This window comes from Buttiauxella sp. AC142, assembly GCF_979253435.1.
Window position 1 is genome coordinate 3811488 of sequence record NZ_CEEDCH010000001.1, and the last position, 14624, is coordinate 3826111.

General features: G+C 53.5%; 13 protein-coding genes. 8 read left to right on the top strand and 5 right to left on the bottom strand.

Annotation, left to right across the window (positions count from 1 at the left end):
* Positions 1-75: 75 nt before the first annotated feature.
* Entirely contained in the window at positions 76-993 is a 918-nt protein-coding gene (gene rihC / locus AC0IWZ_RS17650) for a ribonucleoside hydrolase RihC (RefSeq protein ID WP_471678794.1), read from the bottom strand.
* A 100-nt stretch (positions 994-1093) separates the two neighbouring features.
* On the opposite strand from rihC, the gene AC0IWZ_RS17655 reads away from it, so the two are divergent.
* The 8 genes from AC0IWZ_RS17655 (at position 1094) to AC0IWZ_RS17690 (ending at position 9828) form a co-directional block, all read left to right on the top strand.
* Entirely contained in the window at positions 1094-1825 is a 732-nt protein-coding gene (locus AC0IWZ_RS17655) for a FadR/GntR family transcriptional regulator (protein ID WP_471678793.1), read from the top strand.
* Between the two features lie 97 nt (positions 1826-1922).
* The gene (locus tag AC0IWZ_RS17660; RefSeq protein WP_471678792.1) at positions 1923-2825 is read left to right on the top strand and encodes a 2-dehydro-3-deoxygalactonokinase; all 903 of its coding nucleotides are present in this window, start codon (positions 1923-1925) and stop codon (positions 2823-2825) included.
* A complete protein-coding gene (locus AC0IWZ_RS17665; protein ID WP_471678791.1) occupies positions 2822-3469 on the top strand; it encodes a 2-dehydro-3-deoxy-6-phosphogalactonate aldolase in 648 nt (215 codons plus the stop codon). Before AC0IWZ_RS17660 ends, AC0IWZ_RS17665 begins: the two co-directional genes overlap by 4 nt.
* Positions 3470-3573: 104 nt before the next feature.
* A complete protein-coding gene (locus AC0IWZ_RS17670; protein ID WP_471678790.1) occupies positions 3574-4989 on the top strand; it encodes a sugar porter family MFS transporter in 1416 nt (471 codons plus the stop codon).
* A 29-nt stretch (positions 4990-5018) separates the two neighbouring features.
* Positions 5019-6419, top strand: coding sequence for an MFS transporter (locus AC0IWZ_RS17675; RefSeq protein ID WP_471678789.1), 1401 nt, complete (start codon positions 5019-5021; stop codon positions 6417-6419).
* A 21-nt stretch (positions 6420-6440) separates the two neighbouring features.
* Positions 6441-8147 carry a dihydroxy-acid dehydratase gene (gene ilvD / locus AC0IWZ_RS17680; protein ID WP_471678788.1) on the top strand — a complete coding sequence of 569 codons (1707 nt, stop codon included), beginning with the start codon at positions 6441-6443 and terminating at the stop codon, positions 8145-8147.
* Positions 8147-9049 (top strand): dihydrodipicolinate synthase family protein, encoded by a 903-nt coding sequence (locus AC0IWZ_RS17685; RefSeq protein WP_471678787.1) that lies wholly within the window; start codon positions 8147-8149, stop codon positions 9047-9049. Before ilvD ends, AC0IWZ_RS17685 begins: the two co-directional genes overlap by 1 nt.
* Positions 9046-9828, top strand: a complete 783-nt coding sequence (locus tag AC0IWZ_RS17690; protein ID WP_410373698.1) for an SDR family NAD(P)-dependent oxidoreductase — start codon at positions 9046-9048, stop codon at positions 9826-9828. Before AC0IWZ_RS17685 ends, AC0IWZ_RS17690 begins: the two co-directional genes overlap by 4 nt.
* 70 nt (positions 9829-9898) lie before the next feature.
* Here the strand turns inward: AC0IWZ_RS17690 and ispH are convergent, their stop codons facing one another.
* Genes ispH through ileS form a run of 4 tightly spaced genes read right to left on the bottom strand, consistent with a single transcriptional unit; the run spans position 9899 to position 14623 of the window.
* Positions 9899-10846 (bottom strand): 4-hydroxy-3-methylbut-2-enyl diphosphate reductase, encoded by a 948-nt coding sequence (gene ispH / locus AC0IWZ_RS17695; protein WP_034498543.1) that lies wholly within the window; start codon positions 10844-10846, stop codon positions 9899-9901.
* A complete protein-coding gene (gene fkpB / locus AC0IWZ_RS17700) occupies positions 10827-11297 on the bottom strand; it encodes an FKBP-type peptidyl-prolyl cis-trans isomerase (RefSeq protein ID WP_034498546.1) in 471 nt (156 codons plus the stop codon). Before fkpB ends, ispH begins: the two co-directional genes overlap by 20 nt.
* 3 nt (positions 11298-11300) lie before the next feature.
* Positions 11301-11807 carry a signal peptidase II gene (lspA, locus tag AC0IWZ_RS17705; RefSeq protein WP_034498549.1) on the bottom strand — a complete coding sequence of 169 codons (507 nt, stop codon included), beginning with the start codon at positions 11805-11807 and terminating at the stop codon, positions 11301-11303.
* The gene (gene ileS, locus AC0IWZ_RS17710; RefSeq protein ID WP_471678786.1) at positions 11807-14623 is read right to left on the bottom strand and encodes an isoleucine--tRNA ligase; all 2817 of its coding nucleotides are present in this window, start codon (positions 14621-14623) and stop codon (positions 11807-11809) included. Before ileS ends, lspA begins: the two co-directional genes overlap by 1 nt.
* Position 14624 lies beyond the last annotated feature (1 nt).

A 14624-nucleotide genomic window follows, 5' to 3' on the forward strand; every position in this document is an offset into this window, starting at 1 on the left:
TTAATCAGCATAGCAGGTTAATCGATTAACCCTATGGTCAGGCCGAAGAAACTCGATCTACGTCGCGTTATATATTTAAGGTGCTAGTGCCAGGACTTCTGCAACCCATGTCTGAAAACCGGCAACATCGAGATCCAACGCCACATGGGCGTTTGGCTCGCGCTGATAGCGCCCTTCAATATCCACAACTGTAGTGCCTGCAGTAAATTCACCGTGAGTTTCGACTGCCACAAAACACGGTTGAGTCTGGAATAATTCCGGTTTTACCAGCCAGGCGATGGCGCACAGATCGTGCATGCGTAAACCCGTCGCCATGCTGCCGCTGCGGTAATGGCTAAACAGCGCATGCAGCATTTTCCCGGTTTGGTTGAGTTCTGACAGCGTTGCCAGATATTCAGGACTCAGCAGCGCCTGGTTGGTGACGTCGAGGCCGCACATCACAATTTCCAGGCCACTTTCAAATACGCGCGCACCCGCCTCAGGATCGATAGCGATATTAAACTCGGCATTTGGCGTGAAGTTGCCGCGCCCTGCCGATCCGCCCATGATCACCAGGCGTTTGATCTTCGCTTTACAGCCTGGATATTGGGTGAGCAACAGCGCAATATTTGTCAGCGGGCCGATCGCCACCAGCGTGACGGGTTCAGGGCTGGCATTTAAACAATCATAAATCGCCTGAAAAGCGGGTTTATCCAGCGGCTGACGTTGATGCTCCACAAACGCATAACCTTCCATGCCAGACTCGCCGTGCACATAAGCCGCATCGCGTAATTTACGCACCAGTGGCGTAGCAGCCCCCTGCGCAACGGGAATATCCTTCTGCCAAAAGTGCATCAATTGCAAGGCGTTGCGGGTAGTTTTCTCGACGCTGACATTGCCTGCGACCGTCGTCAGCAACTTTAAATCAAGCTGTGGGGCAAAGAGTGCGGTGGCAATGGCTACGGCGTCGTCGATGCCTGGGTCGGTATCGAGAATAATGGGAGTTCTGCTCATACGTTGCTCTCTTATCTTTTAAGTACATACGGTGCGAATACGGCGCGATTAGCTTACTATGTAGCTCATTTCCATGTTCAGACTCGACCGAGAAAGTGTAATGAAAGTCCCACAGACAAATATTTCAGAATCTGTCACTCAGCATCTTGCACGCCGGATTATGCATGGCGATCTCGCGCCGGGGCTTTCTTTACCAGGTGAAAATGAGCTGGCCGTGGAATATGAAGTCTCCCGCACCTCAGTGCGCAATGCCCTGCAAGTGCTTGCGGCAAAAGGGCTTATCTCGATTCAGGCCAAAAAACGCAGCACCGTTAATAGCCGCGAGCAGTGGAGTCTGCTGGATATTGACGTGCTCGGCTGGCTGGCTGAAGGTGAGCTCGACCTGAAACTGGTTGAGCAACTGATTGTAACGCGCCTGATTTTCGAGCCAAACGTGGCAACGCTTGCGGCGCTAAACGCTAACGGACACGATCTGGCGGCGCTGGAGGATGCGTTACAGTTAATGCGCAAAGGCCAGCTCGAGGCGCAGCGTTCCCTGTTTGAAGAAGGCGACATGGCCTTTCACCATGCTTTGCTACGTGCCACGCATAATCCCTTTCTTTTAGCCCTTGGCAACGCACTTTCTGCGGCCATGGCGCTGTCGTTTAAACAAACCCTCGAAAAAGACGTGCGTCAAACCAAAGCCGCCGTCGATGAACACTACCAGTTATTCGATGCGATTCGCCTGAAACAGGTCGATAACGCTCGCCTTAAAATGCGCGATATTCTGCTCAATGCTGCCAAAAAACGTATCTGGCAGGATCGTCCGGAAATGTTCGACCATATTATTTGATCCTCATCTGACGTAATTTCGATCTCCCTCACACACTGTGGGTGTTTTTTGCTCTAGCATTCTTGTATTACAAGATTACATGGTTTGTATTACTTGAATGAAGGCTCACTGGATTGCCATTGATTGGGGAACGACCAACTTCCGTGCATTTTTGATGCAGGGTTCAAAGCCAGTTTCCAGAATTAGCCAGCCTTGCGGATTGTTATCCGTCGAGAAAGATCAATTTGCGCCGACGCTGCAAGCCTTGCTGCAAACGTGGTTAGAAGAGTACGGCAACCTGCCGATTGTGATGGCGGGAATGGTCGGTTCGCAGCAGGGCTGGCATGAAGTGTCTTATGCGCCGCTCCCCTGTATGGCAAAAAATCTGGCTGCCCGCACGCTGGCTTTCACCACCCCCTGGGGCAGCACGGCGTGGATTATCCCAGGCGCTAACGGCAACAGTCCGTTCTCTCAACCCGACGTGATGCGCGGCGAGGAAGTACAATTATTAGGCCTGGCATCACTGCACCCCGCCTACCAGCACACCGCATTACTGCCCGGTACGCACAGTAAACATGCGTATATGGTGAACGGTGAAATCACCTCGTTCGCCACGTTTATGACAGGCGAAATATTCTCGCTCCTCAGCCAGCATTCCATTCTTGGGCGGGCACTGCCTGAACAGCAGGAAGATGCAGATGCTTTCTTGTTGGGCGTGAAAACCGCTCAGCAAGGTGCGCCCTTCACCCACTTAATCTTCTCAGCCCGCACCCGCCGCCTGGCCGGTGAAATTGCTGAAACGAGCGTTCACAGTTATTTGTCCGGTTTAACTATTGGCTACGAATTGCAGGCACTTCCCACTGGGTTGCAGGCGTGGGTGGTTGGCAGCCCGGCTTTGACGGCTCGCTATCAGCTTGCGGCAGGCCCGTTGGATCTCAATCTCATCCCGGCGAATGGCGATGACTGCTTTATTCACGGCCTGTGGCATCTCTTTTGCCAACTTCAAGGAACCCCATCATGAACTCAGAAAATTTCATCGCCCAATGGCAAAAAGAGCCGTTACCACTGGTCGCTATTTTGCGCGGTATTACGCCGCAAGACGCCCTGGAAGCCGCGGAAATCCTACTCGACTGCGGATTTCGTTACCTTGAAGTACCGCTCAATAGCCCGAAACCGCTGGAGTCAATTTCCCTGATGCGAAAAGTGGTCGCCGAACGCGGCTACGTTGGCGCAGGAACCGTGCTGACAGTTGAGCAAGTTGATGCTGTCGCCGAATGCGGCGGGCAATTGATCATCTCCCCGAACTGCTGCCCGGAGGTGATCCGCTATACCCGCAAGCTCGGGCTTATCAGCATGCCGGGGATCATGACCCCAAGCGAGGCGTTCAGCGCCATGGCAGCCGGGGCCAGCGCATTGAAACTGTTCCCCGCCGAACATATCAGCCCGGTGATAACTAAAGCCTTTCGCGCGGTGATCCCCGCAGAGGTGGCGTTACTTCCCGTTGGCGGCATTCAGCCCGATGCCACGCAAATGCGTAGCTACATTCAGGCGGGTGCCAACGGTTTTGGCCTTGGCGGGGGTTTGTATCAGGCGGGAATGAGCATGAATTTGCTACGCATGCGTGCGCAGGCTTATCAACATGCCTGGCGCGAGTGTGCAGAATAAATCATGGCGGCATTTATCAGCGGCAGCCTGCAAATCATTGGCGATTACCGCGCCCAGAGCCATCGATTCCTATTTTAAAAATTATAATTATTAAGGTCTTAACTATGAACCCTACAAAAACAAACAGGCAAACAATACTTGTTTGCCTTCTTGCCGCCCTCGCTGGATTGCTGTTTGGTCTGGATATGGGCGTTATCGCGGGTGCACTGCCATTTATTGCTAAAGAATTTGGTTTAAGCAGCCACCATCAAGAAATTGTGGTCAGCGTGATGATGTTTGGTGCCGCGTTTGGTGCCTTGTGTAGCGGCCCGATGTCATCTTCTCTGGGCCGTAAAAAGAGCCTGCTACTGGGTGCGGTGCTGTTTGTGATTGGCTCGATTGGCTGCGCGTTTGCACACAATGTTGAGATCCTCACAATTTCTCGTTTTATCCTCGGCCTGGCGGTCGGCGTCGCCTCTTTTACTGCACCGCTGTATCTCTCAGAAATCGCTCCGGAACGTATTCGTGGCAGCATGATTTCGCTTTATCAGCTGATGATCACCATCGGGATTCTGGTGGCGTTTCTCTCCGACACCGCACTGAGTGAAGGTGGACACTGGCGCTGGATGTTGGGTGTGATCACCTTCCCGGCGATTGTTCTGTTTATCGGCGTTTTAACACTGCCGGAAAGCCCGCGCTGGCTGGCGATGAAAGACAGACATGAACTGGCAGGAAAAGTGCTGAAACTGCTACGTAATTCCGACAAAGAAGCGCAGAACGAACTCAATCAGATCCGCGACAGTCTGAAGATGAAACAGCGCGGATGGCAGCTTTTCCGCCATAACTCGCATTTTCGCCGTTCCACCTATCTTGGCGTATTACTCCAGTTCATGCAGCAGTTCACCGGCATGACCGTCATCATGTATTACGCGCCGAAAATCTTCGAAATTGCCGGTTTCTCTACCACGCGTGAACAAATGTGGGGAACGGTGATTGCCGGGTTAACGAACGTGCTGGCGACCTTTATCGCTATCGCCCTGGTGGATCGTTGGGGGCGCAAACCTATCCTGAAATTAGGTTTCTCCGGCATGGCCATCTGCATGGGTATTCTCGGTTATATGTTCCATAGCGGGATATCAAACCCGACGGAGCAGTACGCCGCCGTTATCGTCCTGCTTATTTTCATCGTTGGTTTTGCCATGAGTGCAGGCCCGCTGATTTGGGTGCTGTGTTCCGAAATCCAACCGCTGGCCGGGCGCGATTTTGGTGTGACCTGTTCAACAATGGCGAACTGGATTGCCAATATGATCATTGGCGCGACCTTCCTGACACTCATCGACACCATCGGCAGTCCGAATACCTTCTGGCTTTACGGCGTGATGAACATCGTCTGCATCGTGCTGACGATCCTCTTTGTGCCTGAAACCAAAAATATTTCCCTCGAAAACATTGAACGTAATTTGATGCGTGGCGAACCGCTGCGTCTTATCGGCCAGCAAATTTTCAAGGCAACACGCCCGGGTACCGCCGCGGCGAAATAACAATAAATCTCACCTCTGGAGCAGACAAAATGCAGAAAACTCTGGGCAACAATCCCACCGCTGCGGTGGAAGAATCAAAGGTCTACAGCAAGATAACGCGACGCCTGATCCCGTTTTTGATCTTGTGTTATTTCTTCGCTTATCTGGATCGCGTTAACGTCGGTTTCGCCAAACTCCACATGCAGGATGCGCTGAACTTTAGCGACACCGTATATGGGCTGGGAGCGGGCATCTTCTTTATCGGCTACTTCCTGTTTGAGATGCCGAGCAACCTGCTGATGCAACGCTTCGGGCCACGCTTCTGGATTGCGCGCATTATGGCAACCTGGGCGGTGCTTTCGGCTGGCATGATGTTTGTCACCACCCCGTCGCAATTTTACATCGTGCGTTTCTTGCTCGGTGTGGCGGAAGCCGGTTTCTTCCCTGGCATCGTGTTCTATCTCACGCTGTGGTTCCCGTCGTGGCGCTCCGCTCGCACACTGGGTCTGTTTATTCTGGTGACGCCGCTTTCGACCATTATCGGCAGCCCGCTTTCCGGCCTGATCCTTAAACTTTTTGAAGGCGTTGGCAGCCTGCACAACTGGCAGTGGCTGTTCCTGGTTGAAGCGATTCCCTCTTTCCTGCTCGCTTTTGTGGTGCTGCGTTATCTCGATAACGATGTGAAATCGGCCAAATGGTTAACTGATGCCGAAAAACAGGTCGTCATTAACGACCTGGCAAAAGATGCCGCCAACCGTGAGCGTGCCAATAAAGGCAAAGTAGACTCCAGCCTGAAAGGCATGTTGAAAAACGGCTATGTCTGGCTGCTGGCAGTCGTGTTCTTTAGTTTCAACATTGGCTACTACGGCATCAACTTCTGGCTGCCGTCGATCATCAAATCCTCCGGCGTCAGCGACGATTTCCATATCGGCCTGCTCGCGGCACTGCCGTACGTCTTCGGTGCCTGTTTTATGGTGTGGAACAGTCGCCATTCTGATTTGAAACAAGAACGCCGTTGGCACATCGCCATTCCCGCCATGATTGGCTGCGTGGGCCTGGCACTGAGTGCTTATTGCAGCGGGTCTACCTTCTGGATGATGGCGTGGATTTGCGTGGCAATGTCCGGCACCCTGGCATTGATTCCAACCTATATCAGCCTGCCTGGCGCTTTGCTTTCCGGCACAGCTGCTGCCGCAGGTATCGCGTTTGTTAACTCCATCGGCAACCTGGCCGGGTTCTTTGGCCCAACGGTTCTTGGCTGGCTGAAAGATACCACCGGACGCACCGACACGGGCTTATATATTCTCGCCGCCTTTTTGCTGCTGTGCGCCCCGCTCATTCTCACTTTGCCTGCCCGGCTGGCAAACCCGAAGAAAGTTATCGCTGTACCCGAACAGTCAACTGAGCGCTCTGACGCTGCTCAACATATCAACGCGACAATCGATCGCTAACGTTTAGAAGAGATAAAAACTATGAGTGGATGTGGCGGATGTGCCAGCTGTGGCACGCATTTCAACCCGATCCTCGAAGGTGACGATGGTGCACTGAAACGTGCGCTGTACAAATCAATGGGTCATACCGATGAACAATTGCGCAAACCTGTCATTGCAGTGGTTAACAGCTACACCAATGCAACGGCGGGCCATGCCAACCTCAATGAGCTGACCGCTAAAGTGCTCGAAGGCATTGAAGAGGCAGGCGGCGTGGGCATGGTGTTTGGCACTATCGCGCCGTGCGACGGCATTGCCGAAGGGCATTTGGGGATGCGCTATATCCTCGCCGCCCGTGAAGTGATTACCGCGTCGATTGAAGTGATGATGCGCGCCCACCGTTTTGACGGCATGGTGTTACTCGGCTCGTGCGACAAAATCGTTCCGGCGATGTTAATGGCCGCGGCACGCCTGGATATCCCGGCGATTATGGTTAACGGCGGGCCGATGTATCCGGCTGAATACAAAGGCAAACACTGGGACGGCAATATCGTTACCGAAGCCATCGGCTGGAAAAAACGCGGTGAAATCAGCGAAGAAGAGTTCGCGCATATTGAAAATATCGCCGAACCTGGCCCTGGCTCCTGCACCATGTATGGCACCGCGAACACCATGTGCTGTATTGGCGAAGTGCTGGGCATGAGTTTGCCGGGCAGCAGCACGCTACCTGCCGTGTCGCAAGAGCGCCGTGATTGTGCAGTAGAAACCGGCCGCCAGGCGGTGGAGCTGGTGCTTAATGGCGTGAACGCGCGCCAAATTATTACCCGGGAGTCCATCCATAATGCGATGGTTTATCTGCTGGCAACGGGCGGCTCAACCAACGCGATCCTTCACCTTCAGGCCATTTATTACGAAGCAGAATTGGGCCACCTGCCGCTATCAGCGTTTGATGAACTGAGCCATAAAGTCCCGTTAGTCGCGTCGCTGTATCCGGCTTCCGAGCATGACATGATTGATTTCTGGGAAGCGGGTGGCGTGCAGGCTGTAGAGGTTGAAATCAGCAAGCTGATGCATCTGGATGCGCTGACTGTAGCCGGCAAAACCAAAGCCGAACTGATTGCCGAAACAAAACCGAGTTGCCGCCCGGAAGTGATTCACACGCTGGCGATTCCTGTGCGAAATGAAGCGGGCGTTGCCGTGCTGCACGGTAATCTGTCGCCACTCGGATGCGTGGTGAAACCGGCTGCCGTACCGGAAAATCTGATGGTATTCCGTGGCCCTGCGGTGGTGTTCAACAGCGAGCTGGAATCCGTAGAAGCGATTATGTCCGGTCAAATTCAACCGGGCAGCGTGCTGGTGCTACGCTACGAAGGGCCGAAAGGCGGGCCTGGCATGCCGGAAATGTATAAGCCGATGAAATCGCTGGAAGGCATGGGGCTTTCTGATACTTGCGCCCTGATCACCGACGGGCGTTTTTCTGGCTCCAACCGTGGTTTGTTCGTGGGTCATATTTCGCCTGAGGCGGTAGACGGCGGCGAACTGGGGCTGGTGGAAAATGGCGATGAAATCTCGATTGATATTCCTTCACGCACCCTGACGCTGCACGTAGCCGAGGCCGAACTGGCTACGCGTCGTGAAAACTGGCAGCCGGTCGATAAAGAAGTCCCGCGCGGTTTCCTGCGTTTGTATCGCCGTTGGGCGCTACCTGCCGCCCAAGGTGCGGTGCTGGCCGACCGGGAGGAAGACTGATGACTAAGCACTATACGGCGCAAGACATTGGTGGTGTGAATCCGATTACCGCAATGCCGTTTACCGCTGGCGGCGAGATTGATGAAGTGAGTTTTGTGCGTCTGCTGGAGCATCTTTCCGCCAGCGGCGCGCAAGGCACCACGCTGTTTGGCATCGCCAGTGAATTCCCGAAATTGCATGACCAGGAACGCGATCGACTGGCGCAAATGTTTGTCAGCACTCTGGCAGGTAGCCCGCTTTATCGGGCGATGTCAGTGACCGATCACAGCACCGAGCTGGCAGTCAAACGCGCGCGTTGCTACGCCAGGTTGGGTGTGGATGCGCTAATGCTGTTGCCACCGTTCTTTCTCAGCCCTAATCCACAGGCGATTCAGGAGCATATTTTTGCCGTGCTGGAAGCGGTAGATATTCCGGTGATGGTGCAGTATGCGCCGGGCGAAACCGGCCTGGCGATTACGCCGGAACAACTGGCGGCTGTCGCGGCGCGATATCCGCATGCGGTGTTCAAAATCGAGTGTAACCCACCAGTCGACTACACCCGCGATTTCCTGAGACTGGCTCCGCAGGCCAGCGTGCTCAACGGCTATGCGGGTTTATATATGCTGCAAATGCTCGCGGCAGGCGGAAAAGGTGTGATGCCGGGCTGTTCGTTTACCGAGGTTTATGTGCGGATTTATCAGCACTGGCAGCGGGGCGAAACGGCCCAGGCCGAGGCGTTGCATCAGGCACTATTACCGTATATCCAGCGCTGGATGACGCATTGCGAATACATCATTCAGGTTGAGAAAACGATTCTGAAACGACGGGGAATTATCGCAACGGATTATTGCCGCAAGCCTGGCTGGCCGCTTTCCTCAGACGATAGTCAGCTTATCGATCATTTCATCAGGGACTTATTATGAAAACCCAACAATCTGCACGCGTTGTGATTGTTACCGGAACCAGTCAGGGGATCGGCCAGGCCATTGCACAGACTTTTTTGAATAATGGCGACATCGTTATCGGTTGTGCGTTTTCTGCATTAGAAAAAGCACCCAATGCCCGGAAGATGCTGGCTGAATATCCCGATCGTTATTTCTATTTTTCCGTCGACGTCACCAAAACGGAATCTATTAAGCAGTTTGTTATTGATGCCGAAAAGCTGTTTGGTCGCATTGATGTCGTGATTTCTAACGCGGGCAAAAACGTATTCAAAGGCATCGACTGTGAAGAGAGTGACTGGTCGCATAACTTCGATTTGAATTTACGATCCCACTGGTACCTGGCGAAATGCGCCCGCCCGGCGCTGCGCAAAAGCAACGGGGTGATTATTGTTATTACCTCGAATCACGCATTTTCGACTATGCCGGGCTGTGCGCCGTATAACATCAGTAAGCGGGCGCTATTGTCGCTGGTGCAAAGCCTGACTATCGAATGGGGACCAGAAATCCGAACCGTGGGTATCGCGCCTGGCTTTATTGATACAGATGGCAATCAGGTGTGGTTCGACTCGCATGCTGATGGAAAAATGGCACGCGAGAAAACCATCAAAAAGCACCCGGTTGGGCGCATTGGCCGTTCAGATGAAGTTGGCGATCTTTGCCTGTTTTTATCCAGTGATAAAGCCGGGTTTATTGCCGGGACAACGATTGTGATGGATGGTGGGCGAAGCGCGATTATGCAGGATGAGGAAGACGCCTGAGTTTCTGGCAAAGAAAAATGGGGAGCCTAAGCTCCCCATTTAAAACGGATGACGGTATTGCTTATGCGCCCTACACTTCTTTCACATCCATACGCAGTTCACGCGGCACTTCGAAGATAATATTTTCTTCGCGCCCGACCAACTCGCGGGTTTCGCTACCGCCTAACTCACGCAGGCGAGCCAGAACGTTTTGCACCAGGATATCTGGCGCGGACGCTCCTGCCGTAACACCAACACATGCCACATCTTTAACCCAGGATTCCTGGATATCCATCGCATCATCAATCAGATATGCGGCTTTGCCCATGCGTTGTGCAAGCTCTGCCAGACGGTTGGAGTTGGACGAGTTTTTCGAGCCTACCACCAGCACCACATCCGCTTCATCCGCCAGCGCACGCACGGCTTCCTGACGGTTAGTCGTTGCGTAGCAAATGTCGTCTTTACGTGGGCCGATGATTTTCGGGAAGCGTTTACGCAGCGCGTCAATCACGTCGGAAGTGTCATCAACAGAAAGCGTGGTTTGCGTCATAAACGAAAGTTTTCCTTCGTTTTTCACATCCAGCTTGCTGACATCTTCCGGTGATTCAACCAGGTACATGCCGCCTTTCGGGTTGCTATACTGGCCCATGGTGCCTTCCACTTCCGGATGACCGGCGTGGCCAATCAGAATGGATTCTTCACCACGGCGGCTGGCGCGAGCCACTTCCATATGCACTTTAGTCACCAACGGGCATGTCGCATCAAACACCGTTAAATCACGGCCTTTAGCTTCGTTACGCACCGCCTGGGAAACACCATGTGCCGAGAAAATCAGGATTGCGCCATCCGGCACTTCACTGATCTGCTCGATGAAAATCGCTCCACGTTCACGCAGGCTATCAACCACGTAGCGGTTATGCACCACTTCGTGACGGACATAAATCGGCGCGCCGTAAATAGCCAGCGCGTTTTCAACAATGCTGATAGCGCGGTCTACCCCGGCACAAAAGCCGCGTGGGTTAGCCAACAGGATCTGCATTCAACGCCTCCAGTACCGGGTCAATTTCCAGTACTTCGATATCAAAATGAATGGTTTGCCCGGCGAGTGGGTGGTTAAAATCAACGGTGATGGAATCGCCGTTAACTTCACGCACCACGCCTGGCATCTCGCTGCCATCCATTCCTGTGAACAGCATGATGGCACCCGGTACCGGCTCGCCCGCGTCAATAAATTCACGACGCGAGAAATACTGGATCATGTCCGGGCTTGGAATACCAAACGCGGATTCAGGTGCCAGAGAGAACGCTTTTTTGTCCCCTGCTTTCAAACCGACTAGCTGGTCTTCCATGCCTGGCGACAGTGTTTCATCGCCCAGCGTGAAGAGTGCCGGTTTGCCGTTGTTGCGGGTCGACTCGGCAGTGGAGCCATCTTCGAGTTTCAGCGTGAAATGCACGAAAACTCTGCTATTGGCCTGGATAGACTCAGCCATGGATTACCCTTTTTGCTTAGCGGGCTTGTCGGAGGAGACAAAGAACCCCTCCAGCACAATCAGCGCCGCGCCGATACAGATTGCCGTATCGGCCAGATTAAACGTGGCGAAGTGCCAGTCGCCGACATAGAAATCAATCATGTCGACCACAAAACCGTGCCATAAACGGTCAAACAAGTTGCCGAGTGCGCCGCCAATGATTAAAGCATAGGCGATATTATTCAGCTTCTGCGTCGCTTTAGCGCGATACATCAGCACCGCCAGAATCACGCAGATACCAATGGCGATACCCGCGAAGAACCAGCGCTGCCAGCCGCCTTTATCCGCAAGGAAACTAAACGCGGCACCGTAGTTACGGGCATAGTGCAGATTCAGCGACGGGAACAGCGATACGGTGTCCCCCAGCATGAAATGCTGGAGGATCAGGTATTTGCTGCCCAGATCGACAATCAGGACTACGACCACCAGCCACAGCCAGCGCAGACCAGTCGAACTAATCAATTTACTCATCAGGCAAATTTACGCTTTTCGCCGTCACCGGCAATGTTAGTTACACAGCGGCCACAGATTTCTGCGTGTTCCGCTACCTGGCCAACGTCAGTGGTGTAATGCCAGCAACGCGGGCACTTCTCACCGTCAGCTTTACGCAGTGCAACTTTCAACCCTTTAAGGATTTCGCTTTGCTGCGCGTCTTCCGTTGCCTGCGCATAATCGACAACTTCGCTACCTGAGGTCAACAGGACAAATCGCAATTCCTCGCCCAGGCTGTTGAGCTTCGCTGCCAGTTCGCTGTCAGCGTATAAAGTCACAGCTGCTTCCAGAGAACCGCCCACACGCTTGTCAGCACGCGCTTGTTCGATGACTTTGTTGACTTCGCCACGCACGATTAACAGGGTGTCCCAGTAATCGTTGTTCATGGTTTCGCTATCAGCCAGGCCGAACAAACCTTCGTACCATTCGCCGGTGAAGACATATTTCTCGCGCTCACCTGGCAGGTAAGCCCAGATTTCATCAGCAGTGAAGGACATGATCGGTGCCATCCAGCGAACCAGCGCTTCGGCAATGTGGTACAGAGCAGTCTGGCAGCTACGACGCGCCACGCTGTCTGACTTCGCGGTGTACTGGCGGTCTTTAATGATGTCGAGATAGAACGAGCCCATTTCGATGGAGCAGAAACGCATCAGGCGTTGCACCACTTCATGGAAGTCGTAGTTTTCGTAAGCTGCAAGGATATCGGCCTGTGCTTCTTGCGCACAACCTACCGCCCAGCGATCCAGTTTCACCATCTCTTCTGGTTTCACCATATCGGTTTCTGGATTGAAGCCGTTCAGGTTCGCCAGCAGGAAGCGTGCGGTGTTACGGATACGACGATAAGCGTCGGCAGCACGTTTCAGGATTTCGTCAGAAACCGCCATTTCGCCGGTGTAATCGGTCGATGCTACCCACAGACGCAGGATATCCGCGCCCAGTTTATTCATCACGTCTTGCGGAGAAACGGTGTTACCGATGGATTTAGACATTTTGCGGCCCTGACCATCAACGGTGAAACCGTGTGTCAGTACCTGGCGGTATGGCGCTTTGCCTTTCATCGCCGTCGAAATCATCAGGGAAGACATGAACCAGCCACGATGCTGATCCGAACCTTCCAGATACATGTCTGCCGCATGGCCGTTGAATTCAGGGCGCACATCAACAACAGATGAATGGGTTGAACCGGAGTCGAACCACACGTCCAGGGTGTCTGGCACTTTGGTGTAGTTGTCAGCGTCATCACCCATGATGTCGCGCGGATCGAGATCCCACCACGCCTGGATGCCGTCTTGCTCCACGCGTTTAGCGACTTCTTCCATCAGCTCCAGCGTGCGCGGGTGCAGCTCTTCAGTGTCTTTGTGTACGAACATGGACATTGGCACACCCCACGTACGCTGACGAGAGATACACCAGTCCGGGCGGTTCGCCACCATAGATTCGATACGCGCCTGGCCCCAGTCAGGGATCCATTGCACGTCTTTGATCTCTTTCAGAGACTGCGCGCGCAGGCCTTTTTGATCCATGCTGATGAACCACTGTGGCGTTGCACGGAAGATGATTGGCGTTTTGTGACGCCAGCAGTGCGGGTAGCTGTGCAGCAGTTTTTCAACGTGCAGCAGAACGCCTTTATCACGCAGGATATTAACGATCAGGTCATTCGCTTTGAACACCTGAACGCCGTCCAGACCTTCATAGGTGCCTGGCAGGTAGCAACCGTCCGGGCCAACCGGGTTGGCGATTTCCAGATTGTATTTCTGGCTGATCACATAGTCGTCAGGGCCGTGGCCGCCAGCGGTATGAACCGCACCGGTACCGGCTTCCAGCGTAACGTGGTCGCCAAGAATCGCCGGCACGTCGAAATCTAAGAATGGGTGTTTGTAACGAGTCAGCTCGAGGTCAGCACCTTTAGCTTCACCAAGCACTGTCCACTCGGTGATACCCGCGCTCTTCATTACGCCTTCGAGCAAGTCTTTAGCCACGATCAGCGCCTGACCGTCAACCTGAACCAGCACGTATTCGAATTCGGCATTCAGAGAAACCGCACGGTTAGCTGGCAGAGTCCACGGAGTGGTCGTCCAGATAACCATTGAAACTGGGCCGTTAACTTGTGTTACACCAAACTTCGCTTTGACCGCGTCGGCATCAACAGCCTTGAAGTTCACAAAGATGGATGGAGACGTTTTGTCGTAATACTCAACTTCCGCTTCAGCCAATGCTGAACGGCAGTCAACACACCAGTGCACAGGCTTAGCGCCTTTATGCAGGTGGCCGTTACCGACGATTTTACCCAGCGCACGGATGATGTTCGCTTCGGTTTTGAAATCCATGGTCAGGTACGGACGTGACCAGTCGCCCAGCACACCCAGACGGATGAAGTCTTCGCGCTGCCCATCAACCTGCTCAGCGGCGTATTTACGGCACGCGGCACGGAATTCAGCGGCAGACACTTTCTCACCAGGCTTACCGATAAGCTGCTCTACTTTCAGCTCGATTGGCAGGCCGTGGCAGTCCCAACCCGGAACGTATGGGGAGTCAAAACCGCTCAGTCCTTTGGACTTCACGATAATGTCTTTCAGAATCTTGTTAACTGAGTGACCAATGTGAATGCTGCCGTTCGCGTATGGAGGGCCATCATGCAGAATGAAGGATTTTTTGCCTTTCTTTGCATTACGGATGATGCCGTACAGGTCATCATCATTCCAGCGAGCCAGCATGCCCGGTTCGCGTTTGGCGAGATCGCCACGCATCGGGAACCCTGTTTCCGGTAAATTCAGGGTAGATTTAAAGTCACTCATT

Excerpts from the sequence above, each read along its gene's own strand:
- rihC (WP_471678794.1), bottom strand. The coding sequence starts at position 993 with ATGAGCAGAACTCCCATTATTCTCGATACCGACCCAGGCATCGACGAC.
- AC0IWZ_RS17655 (WP_471678793.1), top strand. The coding sequence starts at position 1,094 with ATGAAAGTCCCACAGACAAATATTTCAGAATCTGTCACTCAGCATCTT.
- AC0IWZ_RS17660 (WP_471678792.1), top strand. The coding sequence starts at position 1,923 with ATGAAGGCTCACTGGATTGCCATTGATTGGGGAACGACCAACTTCCGT.
- AC0IWZ_RS17665 (WP_471678791.1), top strand. The coding sequence starts at position 2,822 with ATGAACTCAGAAAATTTCATCGCCCAATGGCAAAAAGAGCCGTTACCA.
- AC0IWZ_RS17670 (WP_471678790.1), top strand. The coding sequence starts at position 3,574 with ATGAACCCTACAAAAACAAACAGGCAAACAATACTTGTTTGCCTTCTT.
- AC0IWZ_RS17675 (WP_471678789.1), top strand. The coding sequence starts at position 5,019 with ATGCAGAAAACTCTGGGCAACAATCCCACCGCTGCGGTGGAAGAATCA.
- ilvD (WP_471678788.1), top strand. The coding sequence starts at position 6,441 with ATGAGTGGATGTGGCGGATGTGCCAGCTGTGGCACGCATTTCAACCCG.
- AC0IWZ_RS17685 (WP_471678787.1), top strand. The coding sequence starts at position 8,147 with ATGACTAAGCACTATACGGCGCAAGACATTGGTGGTGTGAATCCGATT.
- AC0IWZ_RS17690 (WP_410373698.1), top strand. The coding sequence starts at position 9,046 with ATGAAAACCCAACAATCTGCACGCGTTGTGATTGTTACCGGAACCAGT.
- ispH (WP_034498543.1), bottom strand. The coding sequence starts at position 10,846 with ATGCAGATCCTGTTGGCTAACCCACGCGGCTTTTGTGCCGGGGTAGAC.
- fkpB (WP_034498546.1), bottom strand. The coding sequence starts at position 11,297 with ATGGCTGAGTCTATCCAGGCCAATAGCAGAGTTTTCGTGCATTTCACG.
- lspA (WP_034498549.1), bottom strand. The coding sequence starts at position 11,807 with ATGAGTAAATTGATTAGTTCGACTGGTCTGCGCTGGCTGTGGCTGGTG.
- ileS (WP_471678786.1), bottom strand. The coding sequence starts at position 14,623 with ATGAGTGACTTTAAATCTACCCTGAATTTACCGGAAACAGGGTTCCCG.